The 18,144-nt window shown below is 73.6% G+C and carries 13 protein-coding genes and 2 pseudogenes; 4 read left to right on the top strand and 11 right to left on the bottom strand.

The window, feature by feature from the left end; translation table 11 throughout:
- From D476_RS0126415 to D476_RS0126390, 6 genes and pseudogenes are all read right to left on the bottom strand, one after another.
- A pseudogene (locus tag D476_RS0126415) lies at positions 1-548 on the bottom strand (hypothetical protein); the annotation flags it as partial.
- A 245-nt stretch (positions 549-793) separates the two neighbouring features.
- A complete protein-coding gene (locus D476_RS0126410) occupies positions 794-1,675 on the bottom strand; it encodes a sulfurtransferase (RefSeq protein WP_017626907.1) in 882 nt (293 codons plus the stop codon).
- A gap of 25 nt (positions 1,676-1,700) precedes the next feature.
- Positions 1,701-2,141 (bottom strand): hypothetical protein, encoded by a 441-nt coding sequence (locus D476_RS0126405; protein WP_017626906.1) that lies wholly within the window; start codon positions 2,139-2,141, stop codon positions 1,701-1,703.
- On the bottom strand, positions 2,134-2,499 hold the full coding sequence (locus tag D476_RS0126400; RefSeq protein WP_017626905.1) for a hypothetical protein: 366 nt from the start codon (positions 2,497-2,499) through the stop codon (positions 2,134-2,136). The genes D476_RS0126405 and D476_RS0126400 overlap by 8 nt, the downstream gene beginning before the upstream one ends.
- A gap of 153 nt (positions 2,500-2,652) precedes the next feature.
- On the bottom strand, positions 2,653-3,324 hold the full coding sequence (locus D476_RS0126395; RefSeq protein ID WP_239648831.1) for a DUF4352 domain-containing protein: 672 nt from the start codon (positions 3,322-3,324) through the stop codon (positions 2,653-2,655).
- Between the two features lie 223 nt (positions 3,325-3,547).
- Positions 3,548-4,267, bottom strand: coding sequence for an MIP/aquaporin family protein (locus tag D476_RS0126390; protein ID WP_017626903.1), 720 nt, complete (start codon positions 4,265-4,267; stop codon positions 3,548-3,550).
- A 385-nt stretch (positions 4,268-4,652) separates the two neighbouring features.
- On the opposite strand from D476_RS0126390, the gene D476_RS0126385 reads away from it, so the two are divergent.
- Together D476_RS0126385 and D476_RS0126380 are read left to right on the top strand one after the other, a co-directional pair.
- Positions 4,653-6,785, top strand: a complete 2,133-nt coding sequence (locus D476_RS0126385; RefSeq protein ID WP_017626902.1) for a HelD family protein — start codon at positions 4,653-4,655, stop codon at positions 6,783-6,785.
- A 72-nt stretch (positions 6,786-6,857) separates the two neighbouring features.
- Positions 6,858-8,375 carry a CYTH and CHAD domain-containing protein gene (locus D476_RS0126380; RefSeq protein WP_017626901.1) on the top strand — a complete coding sequence of 506 codons (1,518 nt, stop codon included), beginning with the start codon at positions 6,858-6,860 and terminating at the stop codon, positions 8,373-8,375.
- Between the two features lie 249 nt (positions 8,376-8,624).
- Here the strand turns inward: D476_RS0126380 and D476_RS34680 are convergent.
- The 4 genes and pseudogenes from D476_RS34680 to D476_RS0126360 form a co-directional block, all read right to left on the bottom strand.
- Positions 8,625-9,416 (bottom strand): annotated as a pseudogene (locus tag D476_RS34680) (ABC transporter ATP-binding protein); the annotation flags it as partial.
- 58 nt (positions 9,417-9,474) lie between these two features.
- Positions 9,475-10,554, bottom strand: a complete 1,080-nt coding sequence (locus tag D476_RS0126370; protein ID WP_017626899.1) for a FecCD family ABC transporter permease — start codon at positions 10,552-10,554, stop codon at positions 9,475-9,477.
- Positions 10,551-11,639 carry a FecCD family ABC transporter permease gene (locus tag D476_RS0126365; RefSeq protein ID WP_020380502.1) on the bottom strand — a complete coding sequence of 363 codons (1,089 nt, stop codon included), beginning with the start codon at positions 11,637-11,639 and terminating at the stop codon, positions 10,551-10,553. The genes D476_RS0126370 and D476_RS0126365 overlap by 4 nt, the downstream gene beginning before the upstream one ends.
- Positions 11,640-11,815: 176 nt before the next feature.
- Positions 11,816-14,179: a molybdopterin-dependent oxidoreductase gene (locus D476_RS0126360; RefSeq protein ID WP_017626897.1), complete on the bottom strand. Its 2,364-nt coding sequence runs from the start codon at positions 14,177-14,179 to the stop codon at positions 11,816-11,818.
- Positions 14,180-14,458: 279 nt separating this feature from the next.
- Here D476_RS0126360 and D476_RS0126355 point away from each other — a divergent pair, with 279 nt between their 5' ends.
- The gene (locus tag D476_RS0126355) at positions 14,459-15,403 is read left to right on the top strand and encodes an HpcH/HpaI aldolase/citrate lyase family protein (RefSeq protein WP_017626896.1); all 945 of its coding nucleotides are present in this window, start codon (positions 14,459-14,461) and stop codon (positions 15,401-15,403) included.
- A gap of 225 nt (positions 15,404-15,628) precedes the next feature.
- Here D476_RS0126355 and D476_RS0126350 read toward each other — a convergent pair whose 3' ends face one another.
- Positions 15,629-17,284: a glycine/sarcosine N-methyltransferase gene (locus tag D476_RS0126350; protein WP_192826430.1), complete on the bottom strand. Its 1,656-nt coding sequence runs from the start codon at positions 17,282-17,284 to the stop codon at positions 15,629-15,631.
- A 438-nt stretch (positions 17,285-17,722) separates the two neighbouring features.
- Between D476_RS0126350 and D476_RS34675 the strand changes: the two genes are divergently transcribed.
- A partial coding sequence (locus tag D476_RS34675; protein WP_040727346.1) for a GntR family transcriptional regulator occupies positions 17,723-18,144 on the top strand: 422 nt, incomplete at its 3' end.

Here is an 18,144-nt window from a genome sequence, read left to right as displayed (position 1 = left end):
GGGGGGCCCGCCCCCCCGCCGCCGATCCCGGGCTGCGGGGCGGTGTGCTGGGGTCCGGTGTGCTGCGTCTGGTGGGCGCCGGGGTAGGGCTGCCCGGCGTAATGGGCGGCGGGGTACTGCGGGGCGGGGGCCCCGCCCGCGGGCGCGCCGAAGGCGCCCGCGCTCGTGACGTGGCCGTGCTGCCCGTGCTGTCCGTGCTGCCTGTGGGGTTCGCCGGCCTGGGCCCGCATGCTCCACGCACCGGCGCCGGGAGGGGACCACGGCCCGGCCTCGGCGGGCGTCCGGATCTCCGGGGCGGTGTGCCCGGTCGGGGCCGCCCCACCGGGGGCGGGCGAGGTCTGCTGCTGCGCCGCCTGCCCGGCACCGGCCTCCTGACCGGCCCCGTGCGGCGCCTCCGCCTCGGGAGCGCCTTCCGAAGCGCCTTCCGGGGCGCTCTCCGGTGCGCCGTCGGCCGCGGTCGCGGACACACCGCCGGTCTCGGGGGTCTCCGGGGTCTCGTCGGTCCGGGGCTCCTCGCCCGGTCCCTCTCGCCTGTCCTCCGCGCTCATCCGATTCCTCCGGCTTCTCGTCCGTGTTGCGATGAGTATCGGCGCCCGGGGTTAGAGCCCGGTGAGACGGCGCCTAGGTGCGGTTTCGAGGTCGGATCGGCGCGTCGTCCCCATTCGGACCCCATCGTGGCGGAACATGGTCATTGCCTCCCTCACGAGGTCCACCGCGTGGCCGCCTGCCAACCCGAGATGTCCGATGGCCACGCGGTGCAGTCCCGGCGGTGCGCCGCTCACGCGGCTCGCCGTCAGTGCCCGCCCTCCGCATCACCGGTCTCCACCGGCAGCGACGCGTCGGCCCCCCACGCGCTCCAGGAGCCCGGGTACAGGCGCGCCCCGGTGAAGCCGGCGTGCTCCAGCGCGATGAGGTCGTGGCACGCGGTCACACCGGACCCGCAGTAGGCGGTGACCGACTCGGCCCCCTCGACGCCCAGCCTGGCGAAGCGCTCGCGCAGGCGCTCCGGGGAGGCGAACCGGCCGTCGGGTCCGAGGTTCCCCTGCCACTCCGCACTGCGCGCCCCGGGGATGTGGCCGGGCCGCGCATCGACGGGCGCGGGCTCCTCCCCCGTGTAGCGCACGCGCGCGCGAGCGTCCAAGAGGAGTCGGCCGTAGGGACGCGCCTTCAGGTCCTTCAGTTCCTCCGTGGTGGCGACCCGCTCGGCCGGCCACGGGACGGCCGTGCGCGTGCGCGGCTCGCGGCGCACCTCCTCCGTCTCCAGCGGGCCGTCCCACGCCTGGATGCCGCCGTCGAGGACGGAGGCCGGGGAACCCAGCGCGCGCAGCATCCACACCAGCCGCGCGGCGATGGACCCGCCCGCGTCGTCGTAGGCGACGACCTCCGTGGCGTCGCCGATACCGAGCCGCCCCAGCGCTTCGGCGAACGCCTCGGGCGTCGGCAGCGGGTGGCGCCCGCCCTCCGGGGTCGGTTCGGAGGACAGGTCCGTGTCGACGTCGGCCCAGACCGCCCCGGGCAGGTGCCCGGACAGGTAGGCCGCGTGCCCGTCCCGTCCGTCGAGGTACCAGCGCACGTCGACGACGGCCAGTTCTCCGCCCTCACGCAGGCGTTCGGCCAAGCGCGCGGGCGAGACGACGGGCGGAACGGAAGGGTGGTCACTGCGCGGTTCGCTCATGGGACCACCCTAGGATGGCGCTCCCTCAGGCCGCCTGCGCCTTCTCCGCCGTCCGGCCCTTTTCGACGTGCCGCAGCCAGAGCATGCCCAGCACGGGCAGGACCAGCGGGATGAACAGGTAGCCGCTGCCGAAGCGCGACCACACGGTGTCGTCGGGGAACGCCGCCGGGTCCAGCAGGCTGAGCGTGCCGACGGCCAGCACGCCGCACAGCTCGATCGCGCAGGACACCATGGCGACCCGGTGGGAGGTGCGCCCGCTGCGGGCGATCCCCACGGTCGCGATGATGTAGATGATGCCCGCCACCAGCGACAGCAGGTAGGCGAGGGGCGCCTCCTGGAACCGGGTGGCGATCTGCACGCCCGCGCGTGCCGTCGCGGCGAGGGCGAACAGGGCGTAGAGCGCGACCAGGACACGGCCGGGCCCGGAGCGGCTGGCGGCGTTCGCGGAGGCGGTGCTCTCAGACAACGGGCGGGTTCCAGATCTGGTCGAGCCGGACCATGAGGACCGGGAGGATGAAGCACGCGACGGAGATGACGGCGGGCCCCCACCGGCTGCGCTCCATGAACCCCCACACGGCGCATGCCGGGGGCAGGAGCACCACGGTGGCCAGGTACCCCACGAGCGTCGCCGGTTCGGCGGGCGGGTCGCCGCCCGCCCAGACCACCGTGGAGACCACGGCCTGGGCGATGGTGAGCAGCCACAGCACGCCCATCCCGACCAGGTGCGGCACGACCATGGGCCGGTCGCGGAAGGCCGAGACCATGCACCAGACCGCCATCGCCAGCGATACCAGCTGGATGGTGCTCGTCAGCCCCTCGACCACGTCCGCTCCCCAGTTCCCTGTTCCCGGTCGGCTCCGGCGCCCGTCCGTACCAGCGCGGATTGCTACTACATACGGTAGTACGGACGCGCCGGGCTCTGAACCGGGGCCGTCGGGCGCGGTCACGGCGCCCGGCGGAGGGGCGGCCCGCGCCTCCTACGCCCCGGAGACGTCCACCACGGCGGAGGAGTCGAGGCTGATGAAGTCCCGCAGCTCCAGCCTGTCGAGCTCGACCCCCTCGGGCACGTCGAAGATCAACTGGCCCTCGACTTTGTTGCCGGGGTTGATCTCGTTCAGGAAGCTGTCCGTGTCCGCCATGATCTCCGCGGCCGTGTCCGTGCTGTACTCCTTGCCGTCCACGTCGACCAGCTTCTGCGAGGAGGAGTCGAAGTAGCCGGACTCGTCCCCGATGTTCTCGACGGTGACGTCCACGACGACGTACCGGCCGTCCGGCGTCTCCGTCACGAACCCGGACTCGTCGGAGACCTCCGTGACACCGGTGTCCACCCCGGTGACGGTGAACGCGAACGCCCCGGACTCCACGGTGTCCCCGATCGCCGCGGGCTCCTCCTCTCCGGATCCGCCGCCGTCCGAACCGCCGCCCGATCCCTCCGCACCTCCGTCGTCTCCTCCGCCGCCGGACGGGTTCGCGGACCCGTCCGAGTCGGGCGACGAGGAGACGAGCAGTGCCACGCAGCCCCCGATGAGCAGGAGGAATCCGAGGGCTGCGGCCAGACCGCACCCGAGTCCGATCTTGGCTCCGGTGGACATGCCGCGGTTCGGCGGCTGGGGCGGGGGCGGAGGCGGGGGAACGTTGCCGTAGACCATTGACGTGCTTCTTTCCGATGGGGGACGTGCGGTTACGACACTGCCGTGTCGGAGGCCCATCGGGGGGCGTTTTCACTGAAGCGGTCCGGTCCCGGTCACCGGGTGGCCCCTGTGCAGCGGTAGGTCGCACGAGAATGAGGGAAGCGGGCGGGGTCGCCCCCGCCCGCTCCGGTCGTGTCGGCGGTCGTGTGCGTGGTCGTCCCGGTGGAGCCGACCCGCTCCGTCACAGCAGGCCGTACACCCAACCGCCGAGGACGCCGCCGACGACGCCGCCCGCGAGCGGGCCCGCGATGGGGACCCACGAGTAGCCCCAGTCCGAGCCGCCCTTGCCCTTCAGGGGAAGGAGCTGGTGGACGATGCGGGGCCCCAGGTCACGTGCCGGGTTGATGGCGTAGCCGGTGGGCCCGCCGAGGCTCATGCCGATGCCGACCACGCCCAGGGCGACGATGAGCACGCCCACTCCGGACAGCGCCAGCTCCTTGTTCTGCCCGGTGGCGGTGACGATGAACAGCAGGGCGGCGGTGGCGATGAACTCGGTGAGGAAGTTCGCCCCGGGATTGCGCACCTCCGGCTCGGTGGAGAAGATCCCCAGGAACGGGCCGTCGGAGTTCTTGAACTGGCTCAGGTAGACCAGCCACGTCAGGGTGGCGCCGATGATCGCGCCGAGCATCTGGCCCAGGACGTAGACCGGAACGGTGGCCCACTCGCCGTTCGCCGCGGCCAGGCCGAAGGTGACGGCCGGGTTGATGTGCCCGCCGGACAGCGGCAGCGCGAAGTAGGCCCCCGCCATGACGCCGAAGCCCCACCCGAAGGTGATCAGCACCCAGCCCCCGCCGTGCGCCTTGGACTTGTTCAGGACGTGGGCGGCGACCACGCCGCAGCCGAAGAGGACGAGGATCGCCGTTCCGAACAGCTCTCCGAAGAAGATCGTCGTCGTAGTCACCGTCGCCTCCGATCGCACCGGTGGAAATACCGGACGGATACCCCTTCCGGCCCGTGATCACCATCCCGGAAAGCGCGCTCACCCGCCGATTTATCCCATCGTTACCGCTGGTCGCGCCCGATCGGCGGCCCGCGGACCGGTCGTGCACCGCGCCGTTTCCCCGGCCGGGAAAGCGGAGAAAGGAGGATTGCCATCCCTCTTCCCCGCGAGTATCATCGCTTCTTCGCGGCGGAAGTGCACCACGGCACACCGACGCGCAGAGGATCGGAACGAACCGGCTGGCGCCACGGCGCGCCGGGGCGGGACCCGCGCATCCGCCGCCCCGACGACCAGCCCGACCGATCCCGGGGAGTCCTCCGTGTCCTCCTGCACGCCTCCAGCACGCATGCCCGATTCCGCCGACCGTTCCGACGGCGGTTCCAGCGGCGGTCCCGCCGACGGCGGGGCCGCCGAACTCCGGGCGGAACGGCGCCACCTCGCCTCCTCCCGCGAGGCACTGCGCCGAATGCGCGAAGAAGTCCTCTCCACCGAGACGGCCCTCGGCGACGCCTCGGTCGACAAATACACCAACGCCGTTCTGCAGCGCGCACGCGAACGCCGCGCCGAAGCACTGGCCGAACTCCCGGACGCGCCCCTCTTCTTCGGCCGCCTCACCTACCCTCCAGGCGCCCTTTATGAGGCGGAACCCGGCGCCCCCTTCACCTCCACACGCACCCCCGGAGCCGACTTCGCCTATATCGGCCGCCGGAATGTGCGCGACACGTCGGGCGCCTCCATGGTCCTGGACTGGCGGGCCCCCGTCTCGGCGGCCTTCTACCGCGCCGGGCCGCAATCGCCCATGGGCGTGCTCTCCCGCCGCCGCTACGGGTTCGGCGCCGACGGCGCACTGACCGCGTTCGAGGACGAGGACCTCACCCTCCCCGAACCGGCCCCGGGCGACGCCGCGGCAGCGCTCCTGGCCGCGGAGATCGAGCGCCCCCGGACCGGCCCCATGCGGGACATCGTCGCCACCATCCAGCCCGACCAGGACGACCTGGTGCGCGCCTCCCTGGACACGAGCCTGTGCGTGCAGGGCGCCCCCGGAACCGGCAAGACGGCCGTGGGCCTGCACCGCATCGCGTACCTGCTCTACGCCGAGCGCGAGCGCCTGCGCCGCGAGGGCGGCGTGGCGATCGTCGGCCCGAGCAGCTCCTTCCTCTCCTATATCCGCAACGTCCTGCCCGCTCTGGGCGAGGCCGAGGCGGGCCAGCTCACCCTGGAGGAGTTGGCCGGCCGGGGCGCGCCCAAGGGCACCGACTCCCCCGAGGCCGCGCGCCTCAAGGGCGACGCCCGCATGGCCGAGGTCGTCTCCCGGGCCCTGTGGGCGCAGGTGCGCCCGATCGAGGAGACGCTTGTGGTGACGGTCGGTTCACGCAAGCACCGGGTGCCGCCGGAGGACATCGCGGAGATCGTCGACGGCATCCGCCGCCAGCGGGCCTCCTACGGCGCCGGGCGGGGCCTGCTCGCCCAGCGGCTGGGCGGCGCGGTGCAGAGCCTCATGGAGGCCTCGGGCGGCACCCCCGACGCGGGCACCCGCGGCCGCATGGCCCGCTCGCGCGAAGTCAAGGCCGCCGTCGCCGCCATGTGGCCCAAGGCCGACCCGGTCAAGCTCGTCTTCGGCCTGCTCTCCGACCCCGGCCTGCTGGCCCGCGCGGCCGAGGGCGTCCTGGACCCCGAGGAGCAGGCGGCCGTCCGGTTCCCCGGGCGCCCGCGCTCGGCGCGGTCCGCCCCCTGGTCCCCGGCCGACCTGGTGCTGATCGACGAGGCCGCGTGCCTGGTGCAGCGGCCCCCGTCGCTCGGCCACATCGTGCTGGACGAGGCGCAGGACCTGAGCCCGATGCAGTGCCGGGCGGTGGCCCGCCGCGTCCCGGCCGGGTCGGTGACGGTACTCGGCGACATCGCCCAGGGCACCGCCCCGGCGGCGGCCCGGACCTGGGCGGACCTGCTGCGCCACCTCGGCAAGGAGGACGCCCGGATGCAGGTCCTCAGCCGCGGCTACCGGGTGCCCGCGCAGATCATCGACTTCGCGGCGCGGCTGCTCCCGGAGATCGCCCCCGACCTGCCCGCCCCGAGCGCGGCCCGGCAGGCGCCCGGCGCCCTGCGCATCGAGGGCGCGCCCGCCGCCCGGCTCACCGGTGCCGTGCTGGACGCCTGCAAGCGCGCGCTGGACGACGAGGGGTCCATCGGCGTCATCGCGGCCGACGCCCGCCTCGACGGGCTCCACACGGCCCTGCGGGAGCACGGGATCGAGGCGGGCCACCTGGGCCGGGAACCGGACGCGCTGGAGGCGTACCGGGTCGCCTGCGTCCCCGCCTCGCTGGCCAAGGGCCTGGAGTTCGACACCGTCGTCGCCGTGGATCCCGCGGAGATCGCCGACGCCGAGGAGCGCGGGCTCAACCGCCTCTACGTGGTCCTCACCCGCGCGGTCAGCCGCCTGCACGTGGTGCACTCCCGACCGCTGCCCGAGCCGCTCGGTTGACGATCTCCCCGCCGGGGGAGAACGGGGGCACCCGGAACACCCACGGTTCCGGCCCGACCGCTGGAGAGCGCGATGGTCGATCAGTTGGAGATCGAGACGACGTTCGAGGTCGGTGCCGGGTTCTCCCTCCCCCGGCCGGCCGATCTCGCCCCGGGCGGCGTGGACGAGCAGAGGTACCGGCTCACGGCCACCTACTTCGACACCGAGGACCTGCGCCTCGCCGCCCGGGGGATCACGCTGCGCCGCCGCCTCGGCGGACCGGACGCCGGGTGGCACCTGAAGATCCCCTGGGGGCGCGACGGCAAGCGGGAGTTCCACGCGCCCCAGGGGTCGCACGCCGCCCGGATCCCCGCCCGGCTGGTCCGGCTGGCGGCGTCCGCCGCGCGCGGGGCCCCGCCGGCCCCCGTCGCCCGGATCACCACCGAGCGCACCGAACTGGGCCTGCTCGCCGACGGGGGCGGGCCGCTCGCACTCATCGCCGACGACCGTGTGCACGGCGAGGTCCTGGACGGCGGCGGCGACTGTGGCGGCGACGGCCGGGAGATCCGCTGGCGGGAGGTGGAGGCCGAGCTGGGGTCGGGCGACCGCGACCTCCTGGAGGCGATCGGCCGCCGCCTGCTGGACGCCGGAGCGCGGCCCGCGCGCACCGGCTCCAAGCTGCTGACGCTGCTGGGCGACAGGGTGCCCGCGCCACCCGAGCGCCCGTCGGGGGCCACCGCCGACGCCGCCGTCCGCGTCTACCTCTTCGACCAGGTCGAGCGCGTGCTCGAACTGGACCCGCGGGTGCGGCTCGGCGAGGAGGACGCGGTGCACCAGATGCGGGTGGCCACCCGCCGCATCCGCACGGTCCTGCAGGGGTTCCCGTCGGTCGTCGACCGCACGGCGGTCCGGGGCACGGCGGCGGCGCTGCGGGAGCTGGCCGCGTCCCTGGGGACCGCCCGCGACCTCGAAGTGCTGCGGGAGAGGTTCAGGGCGCGCTTGGCGGAGCTTCCGCCCCGCGCCGGAGGGGTGGCCCTGACGGCGGACTGGCTCGACGCATTCGACCGACGACTGCAGGAGGCGCGGCGCAAATCCGTGCGCGCGCTGGACGGGCCGGAGTACTTCGCCCTGCTCGACGAGCTGGACCGGCTGCGCACCGCGCCACTGACGGGGCGCCGCGCCGACGACCCGGCCCAGAAGGTGATGAAGGCCCAGCTCGGCGACGCGGTGGACCGCATGCGCACCCTCCACGAGCGCGCGCTGGCGGCCGGGCACGGGCCCGGCCGGGGCGAGGCGTGGCACGAGGTCCGCAAGGCCGCCAAGCGCGTCCGGTACACGGCCATGGCCGCCGAACCCGTACTGGGCAAGCGCGCCACCCGGCTGCGCCGCTGGACGGCCGCGCTCCAAGAGGTGCTCGGCGACCACCAGGACGGGGTCGCCGCCCTCCGCTTCATCGCGGTGTCCGGCGGGCGGATCGCGGGGGCCGCCCCGGACCGCGCATCGGCGTCGGCGACGCTGGCGGCCCTGGCGGGCGCGGAGACGGCGGCGGCGCCGTACCTGCTCGCCGAGGCCCAACGGGTATGGGAGTCGGGCCCGTCACACGGTCGCTGATTCCGGGGAGGAGGGACCCACACCGGCCATCATGAGGCCGACCTCCCCCAGATCATCGCCGGGTGGGCGGGCTCAGGCCGAGCGCTTCTCCAGGAGCGCGCCGTCCTGGTCCGTGCCGCCGTCCTGGGAGGTGTCCTCCACGGACCCCTGGTCCCCGTCGGACCCCGTGTCCACCGAGGACTCCGAGGACTCCGAGGACTCGGAGGATCCGGCCGCCTCCGCTCCGCCGCGCGCGCGGCGGGAGATCGTGCCCCGCCGGTCCACCGCGACGATCATCGGGGTCCCGGTCTCCGGGTCGGGCACCACCCGCACCGGCAGCCCGAACACCTTCTCCACCAGGTCGCCGGTGACGATCTCCGAGGGTTCGCCCTCGGCGACCACCGCGCCGTCCTTCATGACGATCAGGTGGGTGGCGTACCGGCACGCCTGGTTCAGGTCGTGCAACACCGCGACCAGCGTGTACTCGCGCTCGTGGTGCAGCTCCGCGCACAGGTCGAGCACGTCCATCTGGTGGGCGATGTCCAGGAAGGTGGTGGGCTCGTCCAGCAGCAGCAGCGGCGTCTGCTGGGCCAGCACCATGGCCAGCCACACCCGCTGGCGCTGCCCGCCGGACAGCTCGTCCACCATCCGGTCGGCGAGTTCGGCGACGCCGGTGGCCTCCATGGACTCGGTGATCACCGACTCGTCGGAGCGGGACCACTGGCGCAGCAGCTTCTGGTGCGGGTAGCGGCCGCGCGCCACCAGGTCGGCCACGGTGATGCCGTCGGGGGCCACCGACGACTGCGGCAGCAGGCCCAGCCGCCGCGCCACCTCCTTGGAGGGGTAGGACGAGATGAGCCTCCCGTCCAGGTGCACCGCCCCCGACTGCGGCTTGAGCATCCGGGACAGCGCCCGCAGCAGCGTGGACTTGCCGCAGGCGTTGGGGCCGACGATGACCGTGAAGGAGTTGTCCGGGATGCTGATCCCCAGGTCTCGGGAGATGACGCTCTGGTCGTAGGCGAGCGTCAGGTTCTCCCCCCACAGCCGGGACGGTTCGGGCATCGCGCTTTCTCCTGTGTGTGCGTCGTGTCGGGGGCGCTTGTCGTGTCGGGGGCGCCGGTCAGGCACGTCCGGTCCGCCATTCACGGTAGAGGAGCCAGACGAGGTAGCTTCCGCCGATGACCGCGGTCACCGCGCCCACCGGGAGCCGGGCCTCCCCCACCGCGTGCTGGGCGACCAGGTCGGCGGCGGTGAGCAGGAGCGCGCCCATCAGCGCCGAGCCGAACAGCGTGGTGCCGTCGGAGCGCAGCAGCCTGCGGGCGAGCTGGGGGGCGGCCAAGGCGATGAACGAGATCGGCCCGGCGACGGCGATCGCCGCGCCGGTCAGCGCGCTGGCCGCCAGCAGCGCGAGGGCCTGGGTGCGCTGCACCGGGACGCCGAGGGCGTGCGCGGTCTGGTCGCCCATCTCCATCAGCCGCAGCCGGGGGCCCATCGCCAGCAGCGGCGGCAGCAGCACCGCCATGCACACGGCGACCGCGACGACCTCGCCCCACCCGCGCGCGTTGAGGCTGCCGATCATCCACACCTGGGCGGCCTTGGCCTCGGTGAGGTCGGCGCGGGTGATCAGGTAGTCGCGCACGGAGACGAGCATGGCGTTGATGCCGATGCCGACGAGGATCAGCCGGTAGCCCTGCACGCCGCCGCGCATGGCCAGCAGGTACACCAGTCCGGCGGTGGCGACGCCGCCGACGACGGCGCCGAGCGACACCTGCAGCATCGACCCGCCCAGGACCAGGATGGTCAGCACCGCCCCGGTGGCCGCGCCACCGGTGAAGCCGATGATGTCCGGGCTGCCCAGGGGGTTGCGGGACAGGCTCTGGAAGACCGCGCCCGCCACCCCGAGGGAGGCGCCGACGAGCACGGCGACCCAGGCGCGGGGCAGGCGCACGTCGCGCACGAAGAACAGGTCCAGGCGCTCGCCCGTCCCGGCCAGGGCGGCGGCCACCCGGGGAAGGGAGATCTCGTACTCGCCGAGCATCAGCAGCGCCGCGAAGACGGCGGCGATGGCCGCCACGAGCGCGCCGAGCACCACGGCGGTGCGCGGCCGGAGCAGGAAGGACACGCCGCCGAAGCGCACCGGGCGGCCGGGGCGCACGCTCCCGTCCGCCGTGGGCGCGGTGCGCGGGGTCGTCGCCGTCATAGCTGGGCCATCCTCTTGCGCCGGACCAGGGCGATGAACACCGGCGCCCCCACGAGCGCGGTGATGATGCCGACTTCGAGTTCGCCGTTGGGCAGCACCACGCGGCCCAGGGTGTCGGCGGCGGTCAGCAGGATCGCGGCGAGCACCGCCGAGTAGGGCAGCAGCCAGCGCTGGTCGGGGCCGGTGATGGTGCGCGCCACGTGCGGCACGGTCAGCCCCACGAACCAGATGGGCCCGGCGGTGGCGGTGGCCGCCCCGCACATGAGCACGATCGCCACGGCCGCCAGCAGGCGGGTGCGGTTGATCCGCGCGCCCAGCGCCGCGGCCAGGTCGTCGCCGAGGGCGACGGTGTTCAGCGCGGGCCCCAGCAGCAGGGCGATGACCACCCCGGCGACCAGGAACGGCCAGATGCGGGAGAACAGTTCCAGGTCGCGGCCGACCAGGGAGCCGACCTGCCAGAAGCGGATCCGGTCGAAGACGAAGTCGTCCAGCACGATCACCGTGTAGACCAGGCCTTGCAGCACGGCGGCGACGGCGGTCCCGGCGAGCGCCAGGCGCACCGGGGTGGCCTGGCTGCGGCCGCGGCTGCCCAGGGCGTAGACGGCCGCGGAGGCCGCGGCGGCGCCGAGGAAGGCGAACCACACGTAGGCGTTGGGGCTGGTGAGGCCGAAGACGTAGATGGCGGCCACGACGGCGGCCGCGGCGCCGGAGTTGATGCCGAGGATGCCGGGCTCGGCCAGCGGGTTGCGGGTCAGGCCCTGCATCAGCGCCCCGGACAGCCCCAGGGCGGCGCCGACGAACACGCCGAGGACCGCGCGGGGGATGCGCAGCTCGACGATGACGCTGTGGTCGTAGGAGCCGTCGTTGGCGAAAAGCGCGTCCCACACGGTGCCCAGGGGGATGGGCTTGGCCCCCACCGAGACGCTGAGGCCCATGCACAGCACCAGCACGCCGACGGCGGCGAGCAGCCCCAGCGCCCTGGCGGTGTGCACCCGGGCGTGGGCGCGGGTGCGCCTGTCGAGCGCCTGCGCGGCCTCCTCGCGGACGGGTGCGGCCCGGTCCGGCGCCGCCGTCTCCGCGCTCACCGGCCCCCGGCCTCCGGGGCCGGGCGGGCGCACCGCCTTGGCAAGGGCACTCGTCTTCCTCCGACGTTCGTTCCGGTTCGGGTTCCGGGCGCGGCAGGGCGCCACGGGGGCGTCGGCGCCGGTCGGGGGACCGGCACCGGCGCTGGAACTTAGTAGAGGCTAACCTATGCTCCAGATCAGGAGGAAGGGGGCACCGGCACCGGCGGGGTGAAGGCCGTCACGGGCGGCGGGTCGCCCCGGTAGGCCTCGATCTCCACCAGCACGTGCTGGCCGGTGGACCCCTGGGCCAGGCGCGAGGTCCCGGCGACGCCGGTCAGCACGTTCGGGTTGCCGTGCGCGCAGGTCACCTCGGTGGAGGACGGGTCGTACCAGGCGCCCGTGGACAGCTGGGCCACGCCGGGGCGCAGGTCGGCGCTGACGCGCACCCCGGCGAGCAGGCTGCCCCGGTCGTTGTGCACGCGTACCAGGTCGCCGTCGGCGAGCCCGCGCGCCGCGGCGTCGTCGGGGTGCATGCGCACCGGCGCGCGCCCGTCCACCTTCAGCGAGGCGCTGTAGGCGCCCATGTCCTGCTGGCTGTGCAGGCGCCCCTTGGGCTGGTTGGCCAGCAGGAGCAGCGGCCAGCGCCGCGCGCGGGCCGACCCGAGCCGTTCCTCGGCGGGCAGCCAGATCGGGTATCCGGGGCAGTCGGCGTAACCGAAGCCCGCGATGGTCGCCGAGAACAGCTCGATGCGGCCGCTCGGGGTCTGCAGGGGGTGGGCCACCGGGTCCTCGCGGAACTCGGCGAAGGCCGCCATAGCCTCGTCGTTCACCCGGCCGGGCAGGTCCACGCCCCCGGCCTCCCGGAAGGCGTCGTAGGAGGGCAGGTCGGCGCCGAACATGTCGTGCTGCCGCTCGCGCCACAGCTCGTACATGTGCCGCATCCACCCCTGTGCGGTGCGGCCCTCGGTGAACTCCTTCTCCAGGCCCATGCGGGCGGTGACGGCCCGGTAGATCTCGAATTCGTCGCGCGCCTCGCCGTAGGGGGCGACCGCCCGGCGCATCACGTTCAGCCGCAGGTCGCCCTGGCTGGCGGCCATGTCCTCGCGTTCGAGGGTGGTGGTGGAGGGCAGCACGATGTCGGCGTGGCGCGCGGTCGCCGTCCAGTGCGTCTCCACGACCAGCACGGTGTCCGGGCGGCCGAAGGCGCGGGTGAGCCGGGACAGGTCCTGGTGGTGGTGGAACGGGTTGCCCCCGGACCAGGCGACCAGCCGGATGTCGGGGTAGGTGAGGCGCTCGCCGTCGAAGTCGAACTCCTCCCCCGGGTGCAGCAGCATCTCCGAGGTGTGGGCGACCGGGATGTGGCGGTCGACCGGGTTGGCGCCCTTGGGGAAGCGCGGCAGGCCGCCGGGGGTGGCGCCGCCGCCGTAGCGGCCCATGGAGCCGTACCCGGTGGCGAACCCGCCGCCGGGAAGGCCGATCTGGCCCAGGCACGCGGCCAGCGCCAGGCCCGCCCACAGCGGCTGCTCTCCGTACTGGGTGCGCTGTACCGACCAGCCGACGTTGACCAGGGTGCGCCCGGCTGCCATGCGGCGCGCCAGGGAGCGCAGCGTGTCGGCGGGCAGCTCGCAGATGGTCTCGGCCCATTCGGGGGTCTTGGCCACGCCGTCGGTCTCGCCGGTGGCGTAGCGGCGCACCACGTCGGCGCCGACGGTGTACCGGTCGAGGAAGGCGCGGTCGGCCAGGCCCTCCTCGATCAGGACGTTGGTCAGGGCGAGCATGACGGCGGTGTCGGTGCCGGGCGCGGCGGGCAGCCACTCGGCGCCCATCTCCTCGATGGTGTCGTCCTTGAGCGGGCTGACGGACACGGTGCGTAGGCCGCGCGCGGCCGCCTCGCGCATGCCCGCGGCGGCGGTGTGCGCGGCGCGCCCGCCCGAGGAGATCCAGGTGTTCGACAGGCGCAGGCCGCCGAAGCTGACGATGAGGTCGGTGTGCTCGGCGATCGCCTCCCAGGTGGGGGCGCGCTCCAGCAGGGCGTGCGCGCCCGGGGGGCCGACCAGGTGCGGGAAGAGCACCTCCACCGCGGCGTGGCTGTAGGTGGCCCGGCTCCGGGTGTAGCCGCCGGCGGTGTTGAGGAACCGGTGGAGCTGGCTCTGCGAGTGGTGGAAGCGCCCGGCGCTGCCCCAGCCGTAGGAGCCGCCGAAGACGGCCTCGCCGCCGTGTTCGCGGTGGACCCGCTTCAGCTCCGCGGCGACCAGCTCGGCGGCGGTGTCCCAGTCCACCTCGACGTAGGTGTCGCCGGGGGCGCCGCGCTCGGGGTCGGGGCCGGGGCCGTTGTCCAGCCAGCGGCGCCGCACGGCCGGGCGGGCGACGCGGGTGGGGTGGTGCTGGGCGGCGGGGGTGTTGCCGATGAGCGGGGAGGGGTCGGGGTCGCCGGGGTCGGGGCGGGTGCCCACCACCCGCCCGTTCTCGACGAGCACCTCGTAGGCGCCCCAGTGCGAGCTGGTCGGATACGCCTCGGTGCCCGCCGTGTCCCGAGGCGGCGCGTCGCTCGTCCGTCTCATCGTTCCCCTTTCCCCCATGGTGTGGTTCCCCCTCGGCGCGGCGGCTTACGCACGCAGACGCCTGGAATGCCNNCCCCGGGGCGCCCCCCGCGGAGCCTCTAAGGTGTGTCTCCTGGATCAGGCCCGTCGACAGAACCGGCGGCGTCACGGCCATCGCAGGGCCCGGGTCAGTCCCGGTCCGCACGGTGCCGAGCGGTGGCGACTCCGCGAGGGCCGCGCCCGGACACCGCGCCGGAGGGCCCGATCCGGCAGGCACCCCCTCGACGGCAGGAGTGGAACATGGCGCCCTTCCGGTCGCGACGCTCGGTCCTCGCGGTCCCGGCCTCCAACCCGCGTTTCGTGGACAAGGCGCGCGGCATCGCCTCCGACGCGTTCTTCCTCGACCTGGAGGACGCGGTGGCGCCCTCGGAGAAGGAGCGCGCCCGCGACGCCGCGGCCGCCGCGCTCACCGAGGGCGGATGGGGCGCACGGGTGCGCACGGTCCGGGTGAACGCCCTGGACACCCCGTGGACCTACCGCGACGTGGCGGCCGTGGTCGAACGGGCCGGGGCCGACCTGGACTGCCTGGTGCTGCCCAAGGTCACCGACCCGGTCCACGTGCAGTGGCTCGACCTGCTGCTCACGCAGGTGGAGCGCGCCTGCGGCCTGGAGGCGGGGCGGATCGGCATCGAGGCGCAGATCGAGGACGCGCGCGGCCTGTCCGCCGTGGACGCGATCGCCGCCGCCTCCCCGCGCCTGGAGACGCTGGTATACGGCCCCGCCGACTTCATGGCGTCGATGAACATGCGCAGCCTGGAGGTCGGCGCGCAGCCGCCCGGGTACGACGTCGGGGACGCCTACCACTACGTCCTCTTCCGCATCCTGACGGCGGCGCGGGCCAACGGCCTCCAGGCGATCGACGGCCCCGAGCTCAAGGTCCGCGACCCCGAGGCCTTCCGCGCCTCGGCCGGGCGCACCGCGGCCCTGGGCTACGACGGCAAATGGACGGTGCACCCCTCCCAGGTCGAGGCCGCCAACGGGATCTACTCCCCCGGCCAGGAGGAGTTCGACCGCGCCGAGCGCATCCTCGACGCCTACGAACACGCCACCTCTGTGGAACGCCGGGGCGCGGTCATGCTCGACGGAGAGATGCTGGACGAGGCGTCGCGGAAGATGGCCCTGGTGGTCTCCGCCAAGGGCCGGGCGGCCGGTCTGACCCGGTCGGGCCCGCCGGAGGACGCCTGAGGCCCGTCCCCGGCGCCTTCGAGGCGCCGGAAGGGCCCCGGGAATGCGCCGACCCGCACGGCCCTGGAAAAGCGGTACGGGGGCGCGGCAGGCCGACGCGACGCCACGCCCCCGAGCCTTGGAAGGGGTCGCCCGGGTGAACCCCCGGCCCGGCCCCCCGCGAGCCGGGGGCCGGGCCGGGGCGGCGGGCCCAGGGCCGTGCCCGCCGTTCCCGGGAGGTCGGGATCAGGCCTTGTAGTGCAGGATCCCCCAGGCGAGCGAGCCGGACTCGCCGCCGTTCACCCAGTTGCGCAGCCCCGTCTTCATCCGGGTGAGGTACGCCTCGCTGATCTTGCCGTTCAGCTCGGACTCGCGCGCCTCGGTCTCGGCGAGGACGCGGCCGTAGTGGCGCGGGAGCTGCTCGGTCAGGTCGTCGTACTCCACCTTGGACAGGCCAAGGCGGGCCGTCTGCTTGTCGTAGAAGCCGGGCGTGCCCATGCTGTCGAGGTGCAGGCGGTCCAGGATCGGCCGCAGGGCGTCCTGGGTCGCGGAGTCCGACGCCATCGGGTCGGTGAAGATCAGGTGCCCGCCGGTGCGCAGCACGCGGGAGACCTCCTCCAGCACCCGGGGCCGGTCGCCGCTGTGCAGGAACGCGTCCTGGGACCAGACGACGTCGAAGGCGTTGTCCTGGCAGGGGATGTCCTCGAACGAGCCGTCGACCACCGTGATCAGGTGGTCCAGGCCCGCCTCGCGGTTCATCTCCCGGTTGCGCTCGTTCTCCACCTCGCTGAGGTTGAGGCAGGTCACCTTGCACCCGAACTGGCGGGCCAGGAAGCGCGCGGATCCGCCGTAACCGGCACCGACGTCGATGACCTCGGTGTCCGGGCCGATCTCCACCTTGGACGCCATGCGCTCCACGGTGCGGCGGCTCGCCTCGGCGATGTCGCCGTCCGGGGAGTCGTACAGCCCGACGTGGATGTCGGTGCCGCCCCAGATGGTGTGGTAGAAGGTGTCGGCGTCGCTGGAGTTGTAGTACTCCCGGGCGGTCCGGACCGCCGCCGAGTACGCCTCGGAGAGGTCGTCCTCCCGCAGGTAGGACTTCTCGGCGATGTGGATGTAGAAGTCCGGCTCCTCGCCCTGGTGGGTCTCCTGGAAGTCGCCGAAGGTCTCCACCTTCTGGAAGCCCACCTCGCGCAGGAGCCGCCGCGTGTAGTTCTTGCGCAGCGGGAACATGTTGAGGTGGTACTCGGACTTGTCCGGGAACCGGTAGACGAAGCGCGCGAGGCCCTCGTCGACGTGCTCCGGCTCGGCGGACACCTCCTCACCGCAGTAGTAGTAGGTGTGCTTGTTCCCGTACTTGCCGTCCAGCAGGGCGTCGTAGTTGCGCTGGTCGATGATCAGCACGCCGTCGTGCTTGAGCATCGCGTAGAACTCGGCCAGCGCCTTGCGGCGGTCCCGCTCGGAGAACAGGTGGGTGAACGAGTTGCCCAGACAGATGATCGCGTCATAGGTCCCGTGCACGTCGCGGTTGAGCCAGCGCCAGTCGGCCTGGACGACGCGCAGGATGTGCCCGCCGTAGGCCATGCCGTTGGCGAAGGCCTTGGCGAGCATCTCAGGGCTTCCGTCAGCGCTGACGGTGTCGAACCCCTCTTCGACCAAGCGCACCGAGTGGAAGCCGGTCCCGGTCGCGACATCGAGGACCTCGCGGACACCGCGCTCCTTGAGCTGATCCACGAAGAAGCGCCCCTCGCTCTCGTAGCGGCGCTTCCAGTCGATCAGCTCGTCCCACTTGTCAACGAACCCGGTGACGTATTCGGCTTTGTAGTGGTCGGTGTCGCGAACGGCTAGCGGGTCGTCTCCAAATCGCTGCTGATCCTGCCCTTTAATAGGTCGACTCCTCACACTAGAACACTCCCCGGACGTCCGGCACACGACGTCGAGGGTGAAACTTCGCGTATCCCCATTGAAAGGCATGACCCCCACCCCACTTCAAGTGGGCTGGGCCGCAAAGATGCCTTAACCGCAGGTCAGAGCGGACAAATTCGTTGGACGAACCCCCTGCACACGGCCTCGCGAGGACCCCCGGACCCCCCTTCGGAGCGTCGGACGCGCATTCCGCGGCGACCCCGACGAATCGCAGGGCGCAACGCATTGCGCAGCACGCAATGAACAATTGATAAAAAATACCGGAGAAATGAAAGTGAATCGCGGCCCACCGATAATCGTCCATCCGCCGCGCCGGGTCGACCCCTTTGTGCCCCCTGTGGCACCTGTTCGCCGCACCGGGCCGCCCGCCGCGCCGGTGTGCCCGGCGGGGCCGCACTGCTGGATAATGCGGTCATGGTCATCACCGGACGCGGCTCGCACGAGATCGCCGACAGCGTGGAACGGGAGATCGTCGGCGGAGGACTCCAGGCCGGGGCGCTCCTGCCCCCCATCCGCGACCTCGCCGGCGAACTGGGCGTCAACCCCAACACCGTGGCGGCCGCCTACCGCCTGCTGCGCGACCGCGGGCTGGTGGAGACCGGCGGGCGGCGCGGCACCCGGGTGCGGCAGCGGCCCGCCGCCGCCCCGCGCGAGACCGGCCCCGGCGCGGTGCCGCCGGGGACCGTCGACGCCGCCACCGGCAACCCCGACCCGCGGCTCCTCCCCGACCTGGGCGGCGCCCTGGCGGCCGTCGCCCGCCGCCGAAGCGGGCGCACGCCCCCGCTGTACGGCGACGCGCCGGTGCTGCCCGCGATGGCCGAGGCGGCCGGGGAGGG

This window comes from Nocardiopsis chromatogenes YIM 90109 (genome assembly GCF_000341185.1).
Classification (GTDB): domain Bacteria; phylum Actinomycetota; class Actinomycetes; order Streptosporangiales; family Streptosporangiaceae; genus Nocardiopsis_A; species Nocardiopsis_A chromatogenes.
The sequence above is the reverse complement of the archived record's forward strand: the minus strand, read 5'-3'. Positions and strand labels throughout refer to the sequence as shown.